Source organism: Streptomyces sp. NPDC059994 (assembly GCF_042737755.1).
GTDB lineage: Bacteria > Actinomycetota > Actinomycetes > Streptomycetales > Streptomycetaceae > Streptomyces.
This window is the reverse complement of sequence record NZ_JBHWUR010000140.1, coordinates 1-17,616: the sequence shown is the minus strand read 5'-3', so window position 1 is coordinate 17,616 and position 17,616 is coordinate 1. Positions and strand designations below refer to the sequence as shown.

18 protein-coding genes are annotated in these 17,616 nt (G+C 71.8%); 11 read left to right on the top strand and 7 right to left on the bottom strand.

What is annotated here, in order from left to right:
• A partial coding sequence (locus ACFWA7_RS36485; protein WP_385827370.1) for a biotin carboxylase N-terminal domain-containing protein occupies nt 1–470 on the bottom strand: 470 nt, incomplete at its 3' end.
• Nucleotides 471–921: 451 nt separating this feature from the next.
• On the opposite strand from ACFWA7_RS36485, the gene ACFWA7_RS36480 reads away from it, so the two are divergent.
• Entirely contained in the window at nt 922–1,353 is a 432-nt protein-coding gene (locus tag ACFWA7_RS36480; protein ID WP_385827368.1) for a hypothetical protein, read from the top strand.
• A 175-nt stretch (nt 1,354–1,528) separates the two neighbouring features.
• On the opposite strand, the gene ACFWA7_RS36475 is transcribed toward ACFWA7_RS36480, so the two are convergent.
• The 4 genes from ACFWA7_RS36475 to ACFWA7_RS36460 form a co-directional block, all read right to left on the bottom strand.
• A complete protein-coding gene (locus ACFWA7_RS36475) occupies nt 1,529–2,134 on the bottom strand; it encodes a Maf family protein (protein WP_385550005.1) in 606 nt (201 codons plus the stop codon).
• Nucleotides 2,135–2,203: 69 nt separating this feature from the next.
• Nucleotides 2,204–2,332: a morphogenic membrane protein MmpB gene (gene mmpB / locus ACFWA7_RS36470; RefSeq protein ID WP_385550002.1), complete on the bottom strand. Its 129-nt coding sequence runs from the start codon at nt 2,330–2,332 to the stop codon at nt 2,204–2,206.
• Between the two features lie 70 nt (nt 2,333–2,402).
• Entirely contained in the window at nt 2,403–2,609 is a 207-nt protein-coding gene (locus tag ACFWA7_RS36465) for an acyl-CoA carboxylase epsilon subunit (protein WP_371654371.1), read from the bottom strand.
• Nucleotides 2,610–2,626: 17 nt separating this feature from the next.
• On the bottom strand, nt 2,627–4,219 hold the full coding sequence (locus ACFWA7_RS36460) for an acyl-CoA carboxylase subunit beta (RefSeq protein WP_385827366.1): 1,593 nt from the start codon (nt 4,217–4,219) through the stop codon (nt 2,627–2,629).
• Nucleotides 4,220–4,353: 134 nt separating this feature from the next.
• On the opposite strand from ACFWA7_RS36460, the gene ACFWA7_RS36455 reads away from it, so the two are divergent.
• The 5 genes from ACFWA7_RS36455 (at nt 4,354) to hutH (ending at nt 10,899) form a co-directional block, all read left to right on the top strand.
• Nucleotides 4,354–5,214, top strand: coding sequence for a biotin--[acetyl-CoA-carboxylase] ligase (locus ACFWA7_RS36455; protein WP_385549995.1), 861 nt, complete (start codon nt 4,354–4,356; stop codon nt 5,212–5,214).
• 159 nt (nt 5,215–5,373) lie between these two features.
• Nucleotides 5,374–6,531 (top strand): adenylate/guanylate cyclase domain-containing protein, encoded by a 1,158-nt coding sequence (locus tag ACFWA7_RS36450; protein ID WP_385827363.1) that lies wholly within the window; start codon nt 5,374–5,376, stop codon nt 6,529–6,531.
• 139 nt (nt 6,532–6,670) lie between these two features.
• The gene (locus ACFWA7_RS36445) at nt 6,671–7,471 is read left to right on the top strand and encodes an enoyl-CoA hydratase/isomerase family protein (RefSeq protein WP_385549989.1); all 801 of its coding nucleotides are present in this window, start codon (nt 6,671–6,673) and stop codon (nt 7,469–7,471) included.
• 69 nt (nt 7,472–7,540) lie between these two features.
• Nucleotides 7,541–8,695, top strand: coding sequence for a diguanylate cyclase domain-containing protein (locus tag ACFWA7_RS36440; RefSeq protein ID WP_385549986.1), 1,155 nt, complete (start codon nt 7,541–7,543; stop codon nt 8,693–8,695).
• A gap of 662 nt (nt 8,696–9,357) precedes the next feature.
• Complete coding sequence (hutH, locus tag ACFWA7_RS36435) at nt 9,358–10,899, top strand: histidine ammonia-lyase (RefSeq protein ID WP_385550028.1); 1,542 nt, start codon at nt 9,358–9,360, stop codon at nt 10,897–10,899.
• Nucleotides 10,900–10,971: 72 nt separating this feature from the next.
• Here the strand turns inward: hutH and ACFWA7_RS36430 are convergent, their stop codons facing one another.
• Nucleotides 10,972–11,247: a hypothetical protein gene (locus ACFWA7_RS36430; protein WP_385550011.1), complete on the bottom strand. Its 276-nt coding sequence runs from the start codon at nt 11,245–11,247 to the stop codon at nt 10,972–10,974.
• Nucleotides 11,248–11,357: 110 nt separating this feature from the next.
• Here ACFWA7_RS36430 and ACFWA7_RS36425 point away from each other — a divergent pair, with 110 nt between their 5' ends.
• The 4 genes from ACFWA7_RS36425 to ACFWA7_RS36410 all read left to right on the top strand — a co-directional run bounded on the left by ACFWA7_RS36425 (nt 11,358) and on the right by ACFWA7_RS36410 (nt 15,455).
• Nucleotides 11,358–11,708, top strand: coding sequence for a hypothetical protein (locus ACFWA7_RS36425; protein WP_385550014.1), 351 nt, complete (start codon nt 11,358–11,360; stop codon nt 11,706–11,708).
• A 125-nt stretch (nt 11,709–11,833) separates the two neighbouring features.
• A complete protein-coding gene (locus ACFWA7_RS36420; RefSeq protein ID WP_385550017.1) occupies nt 11,834–13,099 on the top strand; it encodes an Ig-like domain-containing protein in 1,266 nt (421 codons plus the stop codon).
• A gap of 139 nt (nt 13,100–13,238) precedes the next feature.
• Complete coding sequence (locus tag ACFWA7_RS36415; protein WP_385827361.1) at nt 13,239–14,717, top strand: ABC transporter permease; 1,479 nt, start codon at nt 13,239–13,241, stop codon at nt 14,715–14,717.
• A gap of 51 nt (nt 14,718–14,768) precedes the next feature.
• On the top strand, nt 14,769–15,455 hold the full coding sequence (locus ACFWA7_RS36410) for an ABC transporter ATP-binding protein (RefSeq protein WP_385550022.1): 687 nt from the start codon (nt 14,769–14,771) through the stop codon (nt 15,453–15,455).
• Nucleotides 15,456–15,473: 18 nt separating this feature from the next.
• Here the strand turns inward: ACFWA7_RS36410 and ACFWA7_RS36405 are convergent, their stop codons facing one another.
• Nucleotides 15,474–16,382: a helix-turn-helix domain-containing protein gene (locus ACFWA7_RS36405; protein ID WP_385550025.1), complete on the bottom strand. Its 909-nt coding sequence runs from the start codon at nt 16,380–16,382 to the stop codon at nt 15,474–15,476.
• 184 nt (nt 16,383–16,566) lie between these two features.
• Here ACFWA7_RS36405 and ACFWA7_RS36400 point away from each other — a divergent pair, with 184 nt between their 5' ends.
• Entirely contained in the window at nt 16,567–17,604 is a 1,038-nt protein-coding gene (locus tag ACFWA7_RS36400; RefSeq protein ID WP_385550031.1) for an NAD(P)-dependent alcohol dehydrogenase, read from the top strand.
• Nucleotides 17,605–17,616 lie beyond the last annotated feature (12 nt).

Genomic DNA, 17,616 nt, shown 5'->3' with positions numbered 1-17,616 from the left:
TTGATCGCGATCGGCAGGCCGTGTTCCTGGGCGAAGGCGACGACCTCGTCGGCGCCGGAGACGGGGTCGGGGGTGCCGGCGACCAGCGGGGCGCCGGCGCGCTGGGCGATGTGGCGGGCGGCGACCTTGTCACCGAGGTCGCGGATGGCCTGCGGCGGCGGGCCGATCCAGGTCAGACCGGCGTCGAGGACGGCCTGGGCGAACTCGGCGTTCTCGGACAGGAAGCCGTAGCCCGGGTGGATCGCGTCGGCCCCCGAGTCCTTGGCCGCCTGGAGCACCTTGCCCATGTCCAGATAGCTGGTGGCCGGGGTGTCACCGCCCAGAGCGAACGCCTCGTCGGCCGCGCGGACGTGCAGAGCGTCCCGGTCCGGATCGGCGTAGACGGCTACGCTGGCGATCCCGGCGTCCCGGCAGGCACGGGCGACACGGACAGCGATTTCGCCACGGTTGGCGATGAGCACCTTGCGCACGATGGCTCCCTCCTTGAAAACAAGCTGAGTTTAGGGAAGCCGTACACCGGCCCACGACCCGTCCCCTGTGGTGAGCTTGCCCACACGGAGTGTGATCCGCGGCTCGCTCATGTCGCGAAATCCCTTGTCGCACCACGGTACGCCGGGTCCCTGCCCGGCACATTAGCCTTCTGGTGTGGTCAAGGTCTCTGTCCCGACAGCCAGCGGGCCCCTCACATTCTTTGTGGAGTCCCTACGAATGGCCGAATGATTCTTTGCGCGCGGAAGCGCGAGTGGAAGATCGGGCTCACCGTGTCGACAGGACCCTTGCCCAAGGGTTTACCCTCCCCCAAGCTCTTGAGGAGCAGGGGGGACCCCCATGTAGCGTTCGTGATGTCAGACGTACTACCGGTAACAGGGGCTGGGTGTAAGCAGGGGGTGGTGCGCCGTGGCGCGCAGACCGGTGGCTGTGGTGGCCGCGATCGTTCTTCTGGCCGAAGCCGTCGGCATCGTGCTGATCAACTGGTTCTTCGGGCATGCCGTCCATCAGCAGCACATGTCCCTCGGCGGGGTCGACTCGGACACGATGTCGACCACGACGTACGTCATGGGCGGGGTCTTCGGGTTCTACCTCGGCCTGTGCGGCGTCATCCTGCTGTTTGCCGGTGTACGCGACCGGGCGCCCGGGCGGTTCGGGCGCATCGTGCTCATCACGTGTGCGGTGACGCACGGGGTGCTGGGTGCGTTGACGGTGGGGCTGGTGGGGTGGGTCGCGTTCGCGTTCACGATGGTGGTGCTGGCGCTGGTGGTGCTGGTGCTGCTCATGTATGCGCCGCGCCTGCCGGCGGAGCCGGCTGACGCCCCCTCGGGCGAGGGCACCCCGCCTGAGCCTGCTGCCGCGTGAGCGTTCCGCTGGGAGCGGGGTGCATTTCGGCTGCGGACCGTGCGTGGCTGGTCGCTCCCCCACGTTCTCGGCTTCGCTCGAACAGGGGGGACCCCCATCGCGGCGGAGCCGCACGATGACACAGCTCCGCGCCCCTGGAGGGCGCTGTGCCGCAACGGGAATGCGACAGCTCGGCTCAGTCCCACAAGTCCGTGATCCCGATCCCCAGTTCCGCCAGCAGCTCGCGCAGCAACGGCAGGGACAGGCCGATCACGTTGCCCGGGTCGCCGTCGATGCCGTTCACGAACGGGGCCGAGCGGCCGTCCAGGGTAAACGCGCCCGCCACGTGGAGGGGTTCGCCGCTCGCCACGTACGCGGCGATCTCCGCGTCGCTCGGCTCGCCGAAGCGGACCGTGGTGGACGCCGTGGCCGAGGCGCGGCGGCCGTTCGCCGTGTCGATGACGCAGTGGCCGGTCCGCAGCACTCCGGCGCGGCCGCGCATGGACTTCCAGCGGGCCGTGGCCTCCTCGGCGTCGGCGGGCTTGCCCAGCGCCTCGCCGTCCAGCTCCAGGACCGAGTCGCAGCCGATGAGCAGGGCTCCGGCGGCCTCGGGGCGGGCGGCGACCGCGTCGGCCTTGGCCTCGGCGAGGACCAGGGCGAGTTCGCCGGGTGTGGGGGCGGTGAGGGCGTCCTCGTCGACCCCGCTGACGATGACCTCGGGGGCGAGGCCGGCCTGGCGCAGCAGACCGAGCCGGGCGGGCGAGGCGGAGGCGAGGACGAGGCGGCGTGCGGCGGCAGTCATACGGTCATCGTAGACAGCGCGGGGCGCCACCCGGACGGCGTACGCGTGTGAACGGAGGCGGTGTACGCGTCAGTGGAGGCTGACCACGAACATCCCCAGCATCATGAGCAGCGCCAGCACCAGGCCCGCGCGCCGCATCATCGCCTGGGCGTCGCGCAGTTCCTTGGGCGGCTCGTTCTTCGGGTCGGACCACAGCATGCCTTCGATACTGCGGCCGCCGGGGTCCCGGCGCCTGAGTACCCGTACTCAAGCGCCGGGGGCCCGGGGACTACGCCGGCCAGTATGTGCGCGCCCACGAGCGCGGACCCGGCCGGGGGACCGGGTGACGGGCGATGCGGGCCGGGTCGGACCACTCCTCGGGGGGCAGCGGCGCGCCGGACGACGCGGACGCCGTCGCCGCGGCGCGCGCCCGGACCACCGCCAGTGCGGCGGCCAGCTCCTCCGGAGTGGGGTTGCCCCGTACGACCTTGATCATGACCGCTCCTTCGGGGCCTAGAGGGGGATGTTGCCGTGCTTCTTCGGAGGAAGGCTTTCCCGCTTCGTCCGCAGCTGACGCAGGCCCCGCACGATGTGCGCACGGGTTTCGGACGGCATGATCACGGCGTCCACATAGCCGCGCTCGGCCGCGATGTACGGGTTGAGGAGCGTGTCCTCGTAGTCGGCGATCAGCTCCGCGCGGGTGGCCTCGGCGTCGTCCGCGGCCGCGATCGTGCGGCGGTGCAGGATGTTCACCGCGCCCTGCGCGCCCATCACCGCGATCTGCGCGGTCGGCCAGGCCACGTTGAGGTCGGCGCCCAGGTGCTTGGAGCCCATGACGTCGTACGCGCCGCCGAACGCCTTGCGGGTGATGACCGTGATCAGCGGGACGGTCGCCTCGGCGTACGCGTAGATCAGCTTGGCGCCGCGCCGGATGATGCCGCCGTACTCCTGGTCCACGCCCGGCAGGAAGCCCGGCACGTCCACGAAGGTGATCACGGGCACGTTGAAGGCGTCGCAGGTGCGCACGAAGCGCGCGGCCTTCTCGGAGGCGTTGATGTCCAGGCACCCGGCGAACTGCATCGGCTGGTTGGCGACGATGCCGACCGGGAAGCCCTCGACGCGGCCGAAGCCGGTGATGATGTTCGGCGCGAACAGCGCCTGGGTCTCCAGGAACTCGCCGTCGTCCAGGACGTGCTCGATGGCCGTGTGCATGTCGTACGGCTGGTTCGCGGAGTCCGGGATGAGCGTGTCCAGCTCCCGGTCGGAGTCCGAGGCCTCCAGGTCGGCCTCCTCGGGGAAGGCCGGGGGCTCGCTCAGGTTGTTCGAAGGCAGGTACGAGAGCAGGGACTTGACGTACTCGATGGCGTCCTTCTCGTCGCCCGCCATGTGGTGCGCCACACCCGAGGTGGTGTTGTGGGTGCGCGCGCCGCCCAGCTCCTCGAAGCCGACGTCCTCGCCGGTGACGGTCTTGATGACGTCCGGGCCGGTGATGAACATGTGCGAGGTCTGGTCGACCATCACCGTGAAGTCGGTGATGGCGGGGGAGTAGACCGCGCCGCCCGCGCAGGGGCCGACGATGAGGGAGATCTGCGGGACCACGCCCGAGGCGTGCACATTGCGGCGGAAGATCTCGGCGAACAGGCCGAGCGCGACCACGCCCTCCTGGATGCGGGCGCCGCCGCCGTCGTTGATGCCGATGACCGGGCAGCCGGTCTTCAGCGCGAAGTCCATGACCTTGACGATCTTCTCGCCGTAGACCTCGCCGAGCGAGCCGCCGAAGATGGTGAAGTCCTGGGAGTAGACGCAGACCGGGCGCCCGTCGACCGTGCCGTAACCGGTGACGACACCGTCTCCGTAGGGGCGGTTCTTCTCGATCCCGAAGTTGGTCGAGCGGTGCCGGGCGAACTCGTCGAGCTCGACGAACGACCCCTCGTCGAGGAGCAGGTCGACCCGCTCACGGGCGGTCAACTTGCCCTTGGCGTGCTGCTTTTCCACAGCGCGCTCGGAGCCGGCGTGCGTTGCCTCCCCGATGCGGCGCTGCAGATCCGCGAGCTTGCCCGCGGTCGTGTGGATGTCAGTCACTTCTTGCTGCTCCGGCTCGGACATCGGGATGCGGCTCCCTGCCTGGTCACGGGTTCGGCTGGCTACTGACTCGTAGGGTAGTGGCGCGGATACCGTTCGGCAGTGCGTCGTTTGCCACACCGGGGTGCGCTTGCGCCCGCGCGCCTAACCTGGCTCGTATGACGCCCCAGGACGCATCCGAAAGCCGCTGGTCCGACCTCGACCGGCCTCCTCTGAACGCCTCCGCCCTGCGCCACGCCCTGGTGCGGCCGGGCGCCCTGTGGACCTCCCTGGACGTGGTCCAGGCGACGGGCTCGACCAACTCCGACCTGACCGCCCGCGCGAAAGAGCTCCCCGAGGGCGCGGTCCTGGTGGCCGAGGAGCAGACCGCCGGGCGCGGCCGCCTCGACCGCAGCTGGTCGGCGCCGCCGCGCTCGGGCCTCTTCTTCTCCGTGCTGCTGCGGCCCGGCCCGGGCGTCCCGGTGGACCGCTGGGGCTGGCTCCCGCTGCTCGCCGGGGTGGCGGTCGCCACCGGTCTGTCCCGCGCCGCGGGCGTCGACACGGCCCTGAAGTGGCCCAACGACCTGCTGGTCAAGGTCGGCGGCGAGGAGCGCAAGGCGGGCGGGATCCTGGCCGAGCGGGCGGGCGAGGACGCGGTGGTGGTCGGCATCGGCCTCAACGTCACCCTGCGCGCCGACGAGCTGCCGGTGCCCGGCGCCGGGTCGCTGGCGCTGGCGGACGCGATCTCGACCGACCGCGAGACGCTGCTGCGGGCCGTGCTGCGCTCCCTGGAGCAGTGGTACGTGGACTGGCGCGAGGCGGGCGGCGACCCGGCGGCGTCCCGGCTCCAGGAGACGTACGCGGCGGGCTGCGCCACCCTCGGCCGGGCCGTGCGCGCCGAGCTCCCGGGCGACCGCGCCCTGACCGGCGAGGCGGTCGCGGTGGACGCGGACGGGCGCCTGGTGCTCGCCACGGAGGAGGGCGGGCGCGAGGCGGTGGCGGCGGGCGACATCGTCCACCTGCGCCCGGCGGCGGGCTGAGCCCCCTCGTTTGGCCTCGGAGTCACCTCCGAGCGACAAGGCAAAGCGACAGGGCAACGGGTGCGAGGACGTGAGCTACGGCACACCTGCCGTATCGTGGAGCCCGATCCAGCGACAGATCGGCAGGTAAGTGCGCAGGGAACGGGCAGGAGGCGGCTGGTGACCGTCGACGACACGCAGTCCGGTGAGGGTGCCGGCCCCCCTTCGGAGCCGGCGCCCTCCGCGTACCCAACCCCGCACCACGTCGTGGACCACACCGCCGAGCCCACCGCCGATCCGCTCGCCATCCGCCTGGAGCAGCTGATCCTGGGCGCGGACCGCCGGTACACGCCGTTCCAGGCGGCCCGGACCGCCGGGGTCTCCATGGAGCTGGCCTCGCGGTTCTGGCGGGCCATGGGGTTCGCGGACATCGGGCAGGCCAAGGCGCTCACCGAGGCCGACGTGCTGGCGCTGCGCCGGCTCGCCGGTCTGGTCGAGGCGGGGCTGCTCAGCGAGCCCATGGCGGTCCAGGTGGCCCGCTCCACCGGGCAGACCACCGCCCGGCTGGCCGAATGGCAGATCGATTCCTTCCTGGAGGGCCTGACCGAGCCGCCCGAGCCCGGTATGACCCGTACGGAGGTCACGTACCCGCTGGTGGAGCTGCTCCTGCCGGAGCTGGAGGAGTTCCTCGTCTATGTGTGGCGGCGCCAGCTGGCCGCCGCCACCGGGCGCGTGGTGCAGGCCGCCGACGACGAGGAGATGGTCGACCGGCGGCTCGCGGTCGGCTTCGCGGACCTCGTCGGGTTCACGCGGCTCACCCGGCGCCTGGAGGAGGAGGAGCTGGGCGAGCTCGTCGAGGCCTTCGAGACGACCGCCGCCGACCTGGTCGCCGCGCACGGCGGCCGCCTCATCAAGACCCTCGGCGACGAGGTCCTCTTCGCCGCCGACGACGCCGGGACCGCCGCCGAGATATCGCTCCGGCTCATCGAGACGATGGGCCATGACGAGACGATGCCGGCGCTGCGCGTGGGCATCGCCTTCGGCACGGTCACCACCCGGATGGGCGATGTCTTCGGCACGACCGTGAACCTGGCCAGCCGGCTCACCTCGATAGCGCCCAAGGACTCGGTCCTGGTGGACGGCGCGTTCGCGGAGGAGGTGGCGCGTACGGGCGACGCGCCGGTGTCGGAGACGCAGGCCGCGGAGGAGGCCGCGAAGGCGGAGAAGGAGGGCGAGGAGCCCCCCAAGTACCGCTTCGCGCTCCAGCCGATGTGGCAGCGCCCGGTGCGCGGCCTGGGCGTGGTCGAGCCCTGGATGCTGCACCGTCGGGGTGTGTGAGCGCTCCGCGGGTGCGTGGCGCTTCGTCCGCGAGCCGTCCTGGGCTGGTCGCGCGGTTCCCCGCACCCCTTCCGGGGCGCTGACGCGCCCGCCTAGGATCTCCCGACGTAACGTTCGTTAACGTCGTCGGGAGGGTCTCATGGGCACGGATGAGCAGCGGTACGGGGAGTTCGTGGGCGTACGGCGGCACGGGCACGTCGCCGAGCTGGTCCTGGACCGGCCCAAGGCCATGAACGCCGTCTCCACCGAGATGGCCCGCTCGATCGCCGCCGCCTGCGACGCGCTCGCCGCCGACCCCTCGGCGCGGGCGGTCGTGGTGACCTCCACGCACGAGCGGGCCTTCTGCGTGGGCGCTGACCTCAAGGAGCGCAACTCCTTCACCGACGCCGAGCTGGTACGCCAGCGCCCCACCGCGCGGGCCTGCTACACCGGCGTCCTGGAGCTGCCCATGCCGACCGTGGCCGCCGTGCACGGCTTCGCGCTCGGCGGCGGGTTCGAGCTGGCGCTCGCCTGCGACCTGATCGTGGCGGACGCGACGGCGGTCGTCGGCCTGCCGGAGGTGTCGGTCGGCGTGATCCCCGGCGGCGGCGGTACGCAGCTGCTGCCCCGGCGCGTGGGCGCGGCCCGGGCGGCCGAACTGGTCTTCACCGCGCGGCGGGTGGAGGCGCCGGAGGCGGGCGAGCTGGGCCTGGTCGACGTGCTGGTGGGCGCGGGCGAGGACCGTACGGAGGCGCTGGCGCTGGCCGGGCGGATCGCGGCGAACTCGCCGGTCGGGCTGCGCGCGGCCAAGCGGGCGATGCGGCTGGGGCACGGGCTCGACCTGCGCGCGGGCCTGGAGGTCGAGGACGCGGCGTGGCGGTCGGTGGCGTTCTCGGGGGACCGGGCGGAGGGCGTCGCGGCGTTCAACGAGAAGCGGAAGCCGCAGTGGCCGGGCGAGTGAGCTGATCTTGTAGTCGGCCCAGGCCCGGCCAACTGATCAAAATTGGGCAAACCTCCCTAAACTGGAGGGATGCGCGGTGAGGGCGAGGGTGTCGGCGGGACCGAGGACGTACGGCTGCGGGCCGTGGTGTCGCTGGCGCAGGCCATGGCGGCGGCCCACACCCCGCGCGAGTCCTGGCGGGCGGCGGCGCTCGGCGCGCGGGACGCGCTCGCCGGGAACTTCGCCGCGCTCTCCACGTGGGAGCGGGAGCTCGGGCGGCTGCGGGTCCTGGTGAACGCGGGCGAACGGGCCGAGGGGGAGGAGGAGTTCCCCGAGGACGAGACGTATCCGGTGCACCAGTTCCCCGAGATCACCGAGTTCCTGCACGAGCGGTGGGCCGGCGGGGGCGAGCCCAATGCCTGGGTGGAGACGGCGGCGGGGCCCGGCGACGCGGCGGGCTACTGCCACGAGCGGGTCACCGCGCTGCGGCGGCGCGGGCGCGGCTGCTGTGTGGTCGCGCCGATCGTGCTGCACGGGCGGGCGTGGGGTGAGCTGTACGTGGCCCGGCCGGTGGGCGCGCCCCTCTTCGACGCGTCCGACGCGGACTTCGCGACCGTCCTGGCGTCGGTGGCGGCGGCCGGGATCGCCCAGACCGAACGCCTGGAGGAGGTCCGCCGCCTCGCCTTCACCGACCCGCTGACGGGCCTGGCCAACCGCAGGGCGGTGGACGTACGCCTGGATGAGGCGGTCGAGAGCCACCGCAGGGACGGCTCGGTGGTGAGCCTGGTGGTGTGCGACCTGAATGGTCTCAAGCGGGTCAACGACACCCGGGGTCACGCCGTCGGCGACCGGCTCCTTGAGCGCTTCGGCTCGGTGCTCTCCCTCTGCGGCGCGAAGCTCCCGGGGGCGCTGGCGGCACGCCTGGGCGGCGACGAGTTCTGCCTGCTCGCGGTGGGCCCGCCGCCGGACGAGGTGGTCGGGGTCGCGTCTGAACTGTGCCTGCGTGCGGGCGAGTTGGAGCTGGGCGAGGGCGTCGCGTGCGGGGTGGCCTCCACGGGCGACCCCATCGGCCCGGTCCGCTCGGCCCGCCGCCTGTTCCGCCTCGCGGACGCGGCCCAGTACCGGGCGAAGGCGGCCCGCTCGACGACGCCGGTGGTGGCGGGGCGGGACGGCGCGGTGATCCAACTCGCGGATACGCCACAGCCGGAGCGGGCGGAACGGAGGCGATTCCGGGGGAGGGGGTAGGGGGGCGGGCGCTTTGTCCGCGGGCTGTGGGTGGCTGGTCGCGCAGTTCCCCGCGGGGCCCTTCGGGGGTGCGGGGTTCGTCTGCGGGTTCGGTGGGGGCTGGTCGCGCAGTTCCCCGCGCCCCTTTTTGGCCCGGTGTTCGTCTGCGGGCTGTGTGTGGCTGGTCACGCAGTTCCCCGTGCCCCTTTGTTGCGGCCCGGTGTTCGTCTGCGGGCTGTGTGTGGCTGGTCGCGCAGTTCCCCGCGTCCCTTGAGGCGGCACGGGGCCCGGCCGCATTCAGTCCTCCGGGATGAGGGGTGTGGCCTGAACTACCAGCCCCTCCGGCGTTGGGGGCCTGCATGTTCAGCCCCTCCGGCGTTGGGGGCCTGCATATTCAGCCCCTCCGGCGTTTGAGGAGCGGGGTCCGGGGCGGAGCCCCGAGGGGGGCGGGGGCGCAGCCCCGGCGGGGGTGCTGGGGGCGCAGCCCCCGTGAGCGGGGTGCAGGGGCCGCAGGTCCCGCAACGGGGTCCGGGGGCGCAGCCCCCGGGGAACCCACCTCCACCCCCACCCACCCCCGGAGGGTTCAGGGAAGGGGCGGGGTGGGGGAATGCAACGGTAAGGACCCACCCCGCACTCCACTAGTGACACGCGCCGATTCAATCCGTACGCTGCTGAATATGGATATGCACACTGTCGTGGTGGGGACGTCCGGGACGACCCCGGAGGACGTCGTCGCCGTTGCCCGTCAGGGCGCCCGGGTCGAGCTGTCGGCCGAAGCGCTCGACGCCCTTGCCAGGGCCCGCGCGATCGTCGACGCGCTGGCCGCCAAGCCGGAGCCCGTGTACGGCGTCTCCACCGGCTTCGGCGCCCTCGCCAGCCGGCACATCAGCCCGGACCTGCGCGCCCAGCTCCAGCGCAACATCGTGCGCTCACACGCCGCGGGCATGGGCCCGCGCGTGGAGCGCGAGGTCGTACGCGCGCTGATGTTCCTGCGGCTCAAGACCGTCGCCTCCGGCCACACCGGCGTACGCCCCTCCGTGGCGCAGACGATGGCGGACATCCTGAACGCCGGCATCACCCCGGTCGTCCACGAGTACGGCTCGCTCGGCTGCTCCGGCGACCTCGCGCCGCTCTCGCACTGTGCCCTGACCCTGATGGGCGAGGGCGACGCCGAGGGCCCCGACGGTGTCGTACGGCCTGCGGGTGAGCTGCTCGCCGAGGCCGGCATCGAGCCCGTCGAGCTGCGCGAGAAGGAGGGCCTGGCCCTCCTCAACGGCACCGACGGCATGCTCGGCATGCTGATCATGGCCCTCGCGGACCTCAAGAAGCTCTACACCTCCGCCGACATCACCGCGGCCCTCTCGCTGGAGGCGCTGCTCGGCACGGCCAAGGTGCTCGCGCCCGAGCTGCACGCCATCCGCCCGCACCCCGGCCAGGGCGCCTCCGCCGCCAACATGCTGGCCGTGCTGAAGGGTTCGGGCCTGACCGGGCACTTCCAGCAGGACGAGGCCCCGCGCGTCCAGGACGCGTACTCGGTGCGCTGCGCCCCCCAGGTGGCCGGCGCGGGCCGCGACACCATGGCGTACGCCCTCACCGTCGCCGAGCGCGAGCTCGCCTCGGCCGTGGACAACCCGGTCGTCCTGCCGGACGGGCGCGTGGAGTCCAACGGCAACTTCCACGGCGCCCCGGTCGCCTATGTCCTGGACTTCCTGGCGATCGCCGCCGCCGACCTCGGCTCCATCGCCGAGCGCCGCACCGACCGTCTGCTCGACAAGAACCGCTCGCACGGCCTGCCGCCGTTCCTCGCGGACGACGCCGGTGTCGACTCCGGTCTGATGATCGCCCAGTACACGCAGGCGGCCCTGGTCAGCGAGATGAAGCGGCTGGCCGTGCCCGCCTCCGCCGACTCCATCCCGTCCTCGGCGATGCAGGAGGACCACGTCTCCATGGGCTGGTCGGCCGCCCGCAAGCTGCGCACCGCGATCGACAACCTGACCCGGATCATCGCCGTCGAGATGTACGCGGCGACCCGGGGCATCGAGCTGCGCCACGGCCTCACCCCCGCGCCCGCCTCCCAGGCCGCCATCAAGGCCGCCCGCGAGGCCGGCGTCGGCGGCCCCGGCCCGGACCGCTTCCTCGCCCCCGACCTGGCCGCCGCCGACGCGTTCGTGCGCAGCGGGCAGCTGGTCGCGGCGGTGGAGCCGGTGACCGGCCCGCTGGCCTGATCCACACGCGGTACGCGAAGGGGCGCCCGGGAACTTCCCGGGCGCCCCGACTCGTTACACGTACCGCGTACGTCAGTACTGCTGCCGCGCCCGTCGCACCGAGAAGGCGACGAACCCGGCGCCCAGGCCCAGGAAGAGCGTGCCGCCGAACAGGTACGGGGACGTGTCCACGGTGCCCGTGTCGGCGAGGGCGAGATCCGCCTGTGTGCCCGGAGCGGCGGCCGTCGAACGGGCCGGGGCCGACGATGGCTTCCCGTCCGTGGCGTTGGCTGACGGGACGAACCACAGAGCGCAGAGCAGTGAACCCGCCGCGGTGGCGGTGAGCAGAGGCCGGCGAGCGACGGACACCTGGTCGATCCCCCTTGTGGATACGGCGAATTGGTGGGTGTGTGCCGATGCTAGTGAAAGCAGCGGGTCGCAGGAAAGTCGCGGAGGTCCCGAGCCCTACGCTCCGACGCATGACGACAGAAGAGACACCACGCTATGTCCGGCTCCGGGTGGATTTGGTACTGGAGATCGACGACTCGGAGGCGCTGACCGGCGCGGCCCTGGAGCGCATCGCGGCGGACGAGCTCCTTCCGGACCAGGAACGCGCGCATGCCCAGTCCGCTGTACGGGAAGACGAGGCGGAGGCCCTGGCGTATCTGGTCGACCCCTTCGACCTGGTCGCCGAGGTGCCGGGGGTCGAGCTCGCGCAGGCCTCCTGGAGCAGCGAGGAGGTCGAGTACGACCCCGACGACGAGGACTGGGACCTCGACGAGGAAGATGAGAGCGACGAGGAGGACGGAGACGACGGCCCGAGGCCGTGACGTCCTTGGAGCCACGGGGCCGGTTTGTCCGGCCCGGGTGGTGTTTCCCACACCTCCTCCGCAAAAGGAACCACAGCCTCAGTGGCTATGTTGTTCAGTCGATGGCTTGGGGGAGACCGGCAACGATGGAGATACGTGTGATAACGGAGAGTAAGCGGCGCAAGGGTCTCGTGGCCGCGTCCGCGGTGCTCGGCGGCGTACTGCTGCTGTCGGCCTGCAACGACGACGGCGGCAAGGACAAGGGTGCCGACGCCTCGAAGTCGTCGCAGTCCGAGGTCGACAAGGCGGCCGAGAAGGACACCTCCGACGCGAAGATCACCATCACGCCCAAGAACGGCGCCGACAACGTCGGCATCAACAACGACACCAAGGTCTCCGTCGCCGACGGCAAGCTGACCTCGGTCGTCATGACGTCCGCCGAGGGCACGCCGGTCGCGGGCAAGATATCCGCGGACGGGCTCAGCTGGGTGCCGGACAAGCAGCTGAAGCGCTCCGCCAAGTACAAGATCACGGCGACCGCGCAGGACGCTAAGGGCCGCGAGGCGCACGAGAACGCCTCGTTCGCGACCGTCTCGCCCTCCAACAGCTTCATCGGCAACTTCACGCCGGAGTCCGGCTCCACGGTCGGCGTGGGCATGCCCGTGTCGGTGACCTTCGACAAGGCGATCACCAACAAGAAGGACGTCCAGTCCCACATCACGGTGAACTCCAGCAGCGGCCAGGAGGTCGTCGGGCACTGGTTCGGCGCGCAGCGCCTGGACTTCCGCCCGCAGGACTACTGGAAGTCCGGCTCGACCGTCACCATGAAGCTCGACCTGGACGGCGTCGAGGCCAAGCCCGGCGTCACCGGCGTCCAGGAGAAGACGGTCACCTTCAAGATCGGCCGCAACCAGGTCTCCACGGTCGACGCCCAGACCCACCAGATGACCGTCACGCAGGACGGCCGGACCGTCAAGACGATCCCGATCTCGGCGGGCGCGCCCGACCACAAGACGTACAACGGCACCATGGTGATCTCCGAGAAGTTCAAGGAGACCCGGATGGACGGCGCCACCGTCGGCTTCAAGGACGGCGACGGCAAGGGCGAGTACGACATCAAGGACGTCCCGCACGCGATGCGGCTCTCCGCCTCCGGCACGTTCATCCACGGCAACTACTGGGGCGCCAAGTCCATCTTCGGCAGCGCCAACACCAGCCACGGCTGCGTCGGCCTCTCCGACACCAAGGGCGCGGGCGACGCGGGCACCGCGGGTGCCTGGTTCTACGAGCACTCCATCGTCGGTGACGTGGTCGTCGTCAAGAACACCGGCGACAAGACCATCTCGCCCGACAACGGCTTCAGCGACTGGAACGTCAGCTGGGCGGCGTGGAAGGCGGGCTCCGCGGTCTGATCCCGCCCCCTACGACAGCAGCGGCCGCGCCGGGTCCTCGGGCGCGGCCGTTCGCGTTCCCGTGTCACCGGTACGCGTTCTCATGGCGCTCTCATCGTGGCCTTAACCCACCATCACCGCGCCCGTCTAGCTTCGCGCCATGTTCTTCACCTATCTCCGGCGCGAGCTGCGCCGCCGCAGAAAGGCGGCGCTGGTCGTCGCCTCGGGGCTGGCCCTGGGTATCGCGCTGGTCATCGTGGTCAGCTCGGTGTCGACCGGGATGACCCGGGCGCAGGGCAAGGTCCTGCAGTCGCTGTACGGGCTGGGCACCGACATGACGGTCACCAAGGCCGCGGCCCCGCCCGGCGGTTCCGACGAGGGCCGGCCCCGCTTCAGGTTCGACGCCAAGGGCAGCGGGGACAGCGCCGCCCAGTCCAGCGACCGGGTGATGGTGCAGGGCTTCCAGACCCTCGCGTCGTCCACCGTCGACCAGGTCGGCAGGCAGAGCGGGGTGGCGGACGCGGTCGGCGGGCTGAACCTGACCGTACTGAAGGTCAACGGCCAGTTCACCCGCGGCGAGTTCAAGCAGTTCCGGCAGGAGCAGCGCGCCAAGGGCGGCGGCGGGAGCGGCGGCGGGAGCGGCGCCCCGCAGGGCGAGGTGCAGGGCGGCGGCGCGTCCTTCGACGTCAACTCCTTCACGGTGTACGGCACGGACGTCACCAAGCAGCAGCTCGGCCCGCTCACCTCCTCCAGGATCACCTCCGGGCGCACCTTCCGTACCGACGAGAGCGCCGCCAAGGTCGCGGTCCTCGACAGCGCGTACGCCAAGGAGAAGAAGCTGGCGACCGGCGGCAGCATCACCGTCTCCAGCACCAAGTACACGGTCATCGGGGTCGCCACGGCCGACAGCGGGAACGCCGCCGCCAACGTCTATCTGCCGCTCGCGCAGGCGCAGACGCTCGCCGGCGCCAAGGACGAGATCACCACGGTCTACGTCAAGGCCGCCGACTCGCAGCGGATCGCCGGAGTGAAGTCCGCCATCCAGAAGAACGTCTCCGGGACCACCGTGACCACCTCGGCCGACCTCGCCGACACCGTCTCCGGCTCCCTCTCCACCGCCGCCGACCTCGCCTCCAACGTCGGCAAGTGGCTCTCCATCGCCGTCCTGGCCGCCGCCTTCCTGGTGGCAGGACTGCTCACCTCGTCGGCGGTCAGCCGCCGGGTGCGGGAGTTCGGCACGCTCAAGGCGCTCGGCTGGAAGAGCGGCCGGGTCACCCGCCAGGTCGTTGGAGAAGCCCTGGTCAACGGGCTGATGGGAGGCGTGCTCGGCATCGGTCTCGGCCTCGCGGGCGCCTACGCCGTCACCGCGGTCAGCCCCACGCTCACCGCCAGGCTCGGCGGCGGGGGCGGCAATGGCGGCGGGGCAGGCGGGGGCTTCGGCGGGGGCGGGGGCGGCGGCGGCTTCGGGCGGCGCACCGCGGCCAAGGCCGTCGACATCGCGCTCACCGCGCCGGTCTCCGTCACCACCATCGGCCTCGCCGTGGCCCTGGCCGTCGCGGGCGGTCTCGTCGCGGGCGGCTTCGGCGGCTGGCGCGCCTCCCGGCTGCGCCCGGCCGACGCCCTGCGCCGCGTCGAATAGCCGCCGCGCACCGCTCACTCACGTACGTACGAAAGGAACCGACCCCGAGTCATGTATGAACTCAGCGGCGTCACCAAGCGGTACCGGCGGGGCAAGGACACCATCGACGCGCTCGACGGAGTCGATCTGACCATCGAGGACGGCGGCCGCCTGGTCATCCAGGGCCCCACCGGCGGCGGCAAGTCCACCCTGCTCCAGATGCTCGGCGGGCTCGATCGGCCCACCGCGGGCAGCGTCGTCCTGGACGGCGTCGACCTGGCGAGCCTGCCCGAGGCGCGGCTCACCAAGGTGCGGGCCGAGTCCATCGGCTTCGTCTTCCAGAGCTTCAACCTGATCCCGACGCTCACCGCCCAGGAGAACGTCGAGACCGCCCTCGTCCCGCTCGGCCTCAAGGCCGCCGACCGGCGCGAGCGCGCCGCCGAGGCGCTGGCCTCGGTGGGCCTGGGCGAGCGCCTCGCCCATCTGCCCGGCGAGATGTCCGGCGGCCAGCAGCAGCGGGTCGCCATCGCCCGCGCGGTCGTCAAGCGCCCCAAGGTCCTGCTCGCCGACGAGCCCACCGGCAACCTCGACGAGGGCATGCGCGACGAGATCATGGAGGTGCTCGAAGGCCTGTGGAAGGAGCACGGTCTGACCTTCGTCATGGTCACCCACGACACCGCCCTGGCCCGCCGCGCCCCGCGCATCGCCGTCATCCGCAGGGGGAAGGTGACGATCACCGAGAACGCGTCGGCGGCGTGATCACACCGGTCGTGACGATCACTGGGAGCGCGTCGGCGGTGTGACGGGAGCCGGGCGGCCGCCGGGACCGGAGGACTCCGGATCCGGCGCGGCCGCCCAGCTCGCGAGCAGCCGCAGCGAGTCCGCCGAGGGCGAGCCCGGCTCCGCGTAGTACGTCACAAGCGACAGATCGTGCTCCTCGGGCAGCTTCAGCGTCTCGTACGACAGCGTCAGCTCGCCCACCACCGGGTGGTGGAGCCGCTTGGTGCCGTGGCCCTTCTGGCGGACGGTGTGGGCGGCCCACAGCGTACGGAACTCGTCGCTCTTGACCGACAGCTCGCCCACCAGGGCCGTGAGCAGCGGGTCGTCCGGGTAGCAGCCCGCGCACAGCCGCAGCACGCCCACCACCTCGGCCGCCTTGTCCTGCCAGTCGATGTACCGCTCGCGGGCGGTCGGGTCGAGGAAGACATGGCGGGCGAAGTTCCGCTCCTCCGCCGGGAGTCCGACGAAGTCGCCGATCAGGGCGGCGGCCATCCGGTTCCAGGCCAGCAGGTCGAGCCGGCGGCCCAGGACGTACGCCGGGACCGCCTCCATCGAGTCGATCAGATGGAGCAGCTGCGGCCGCACCGCCGCCTGCCGCCCGGCCCCGGCCTTCTTCTTCTTGGCCGCCGTCGGCTTGGCCAGGTGGGTGAGGTGCTGCTGCTCGACGTCGGTCAGCCGCAGCGCCCGGGCGATCGCGTCGAGCACCTCGACCGACACGTTCTGCCCGTTCCCCTGCTCCAGACGCGTGTAGTACGCGACCGACACCCCGGCCAGCTGGGCCAGCTCCTCCCGGCGCAGCCCCGGCACCCGGCGGTGCCGCCCGAAGTCGGGCAGGCCCACGTCCCCGGGCTTGAGCCGGGCCCGGCGGGAGCGGAGGAATTCACTGAGTTCGGCACGCTGGTCCATGACATCCCAGTATCCCCAGTCCTCGCCGTCGTACGACCATGAGCCTGACCCTGTCAGTAGTACGCACAGCAGGCGTACGCACGGCGGACGTACGAAGACCAGGGGGCTGGGTGGCGGGCGGCGGCTGCGGCACTGTGGACGGCGTACCCGAGAATCCCGAGGAGTCAAGGCAATGACCAAGGCAATGACCACCGTCGCCGCCTACGCCGCCCCCGCCGCCAAGGCCCCGCTGGAGCGCACCACCATCGAGCGCCGCGCCGTCGGCACACACGACATCCTGATCGACATCAAGTACGCCGGCATCTGCCACTCCGACATCCACCAGGCCCGCGAGGGCTGGGGCGAGGCCATCTTCCCGATGGTCCCGGGCCACGAGATCGCCGGTGTCGTCACCGAGGTCGGCCCCGGCGTCACCAAGTACTCCGTCGGCGACCGGGTCGGCGTCGGCTGCTTCGTCGACTCCTGCGGCGAGTGCGCGCAGTGCGTGGCCGGGCAGGAGCAGTTCTGCGCCCAGGCCGTCGGCACGTACAACGCCGTCGGCCGGGACGGCGAGCCCACCTACGGCGGCTACTCCACCCACGTGGTCGTCTCCGAGCGCTTCGCGGTCCGCATCCCCGACGCCCTTTCCCTCGACGTGGCGGCGCCGCTGCTCTGCGCCGGGATCACCCTCTACTCGCCGCTCAAGCGCTGGCAGGCGGGCCCCGGCAAGAAGGTCGCGATCCTGGGCCTCGGCGGCCTCGGCCACATGGGCGTCAAGATCGCGCACGCGCTCGGCGCCGAGGTGACCGTGCTCAGCCAGACGCTGCGCAAGCAGGAGGACGGCCTGAAGCTGGGCGCCGACCACTTCCACGCCACCAGCGACCCGAAGACCTTCGAGCAGCTCGCGGGCTCCCTCGACCTGATCGTCTCGACGGTCTCGGCCCCGCTGGACCTCGGCGCCTACCTCGGCCTCCTGAAGCCGGGCGGCGCCCTGGTGAACGTCGGCGCCCCCGAGGAGCCCAACGCGCTCAACATGTTCGGCCTCATCGGCGGCAACAAGATCCTGGCCGGCTCGATGATCGGCGGCATCGCGGAGACCCAGGAAATGCTGGACTTCTGCGCCGAGCACGGCCTGGGCTCGGAGATCGAGCTGATCCGCGCGGACCAGGTGAACGAGGCGTACGAGCGGGTGCTGGCGAGCGATGTGCGGTACCGGTTCGTGATCGACACGGCGACGATCTGATCTGAGGGGCGG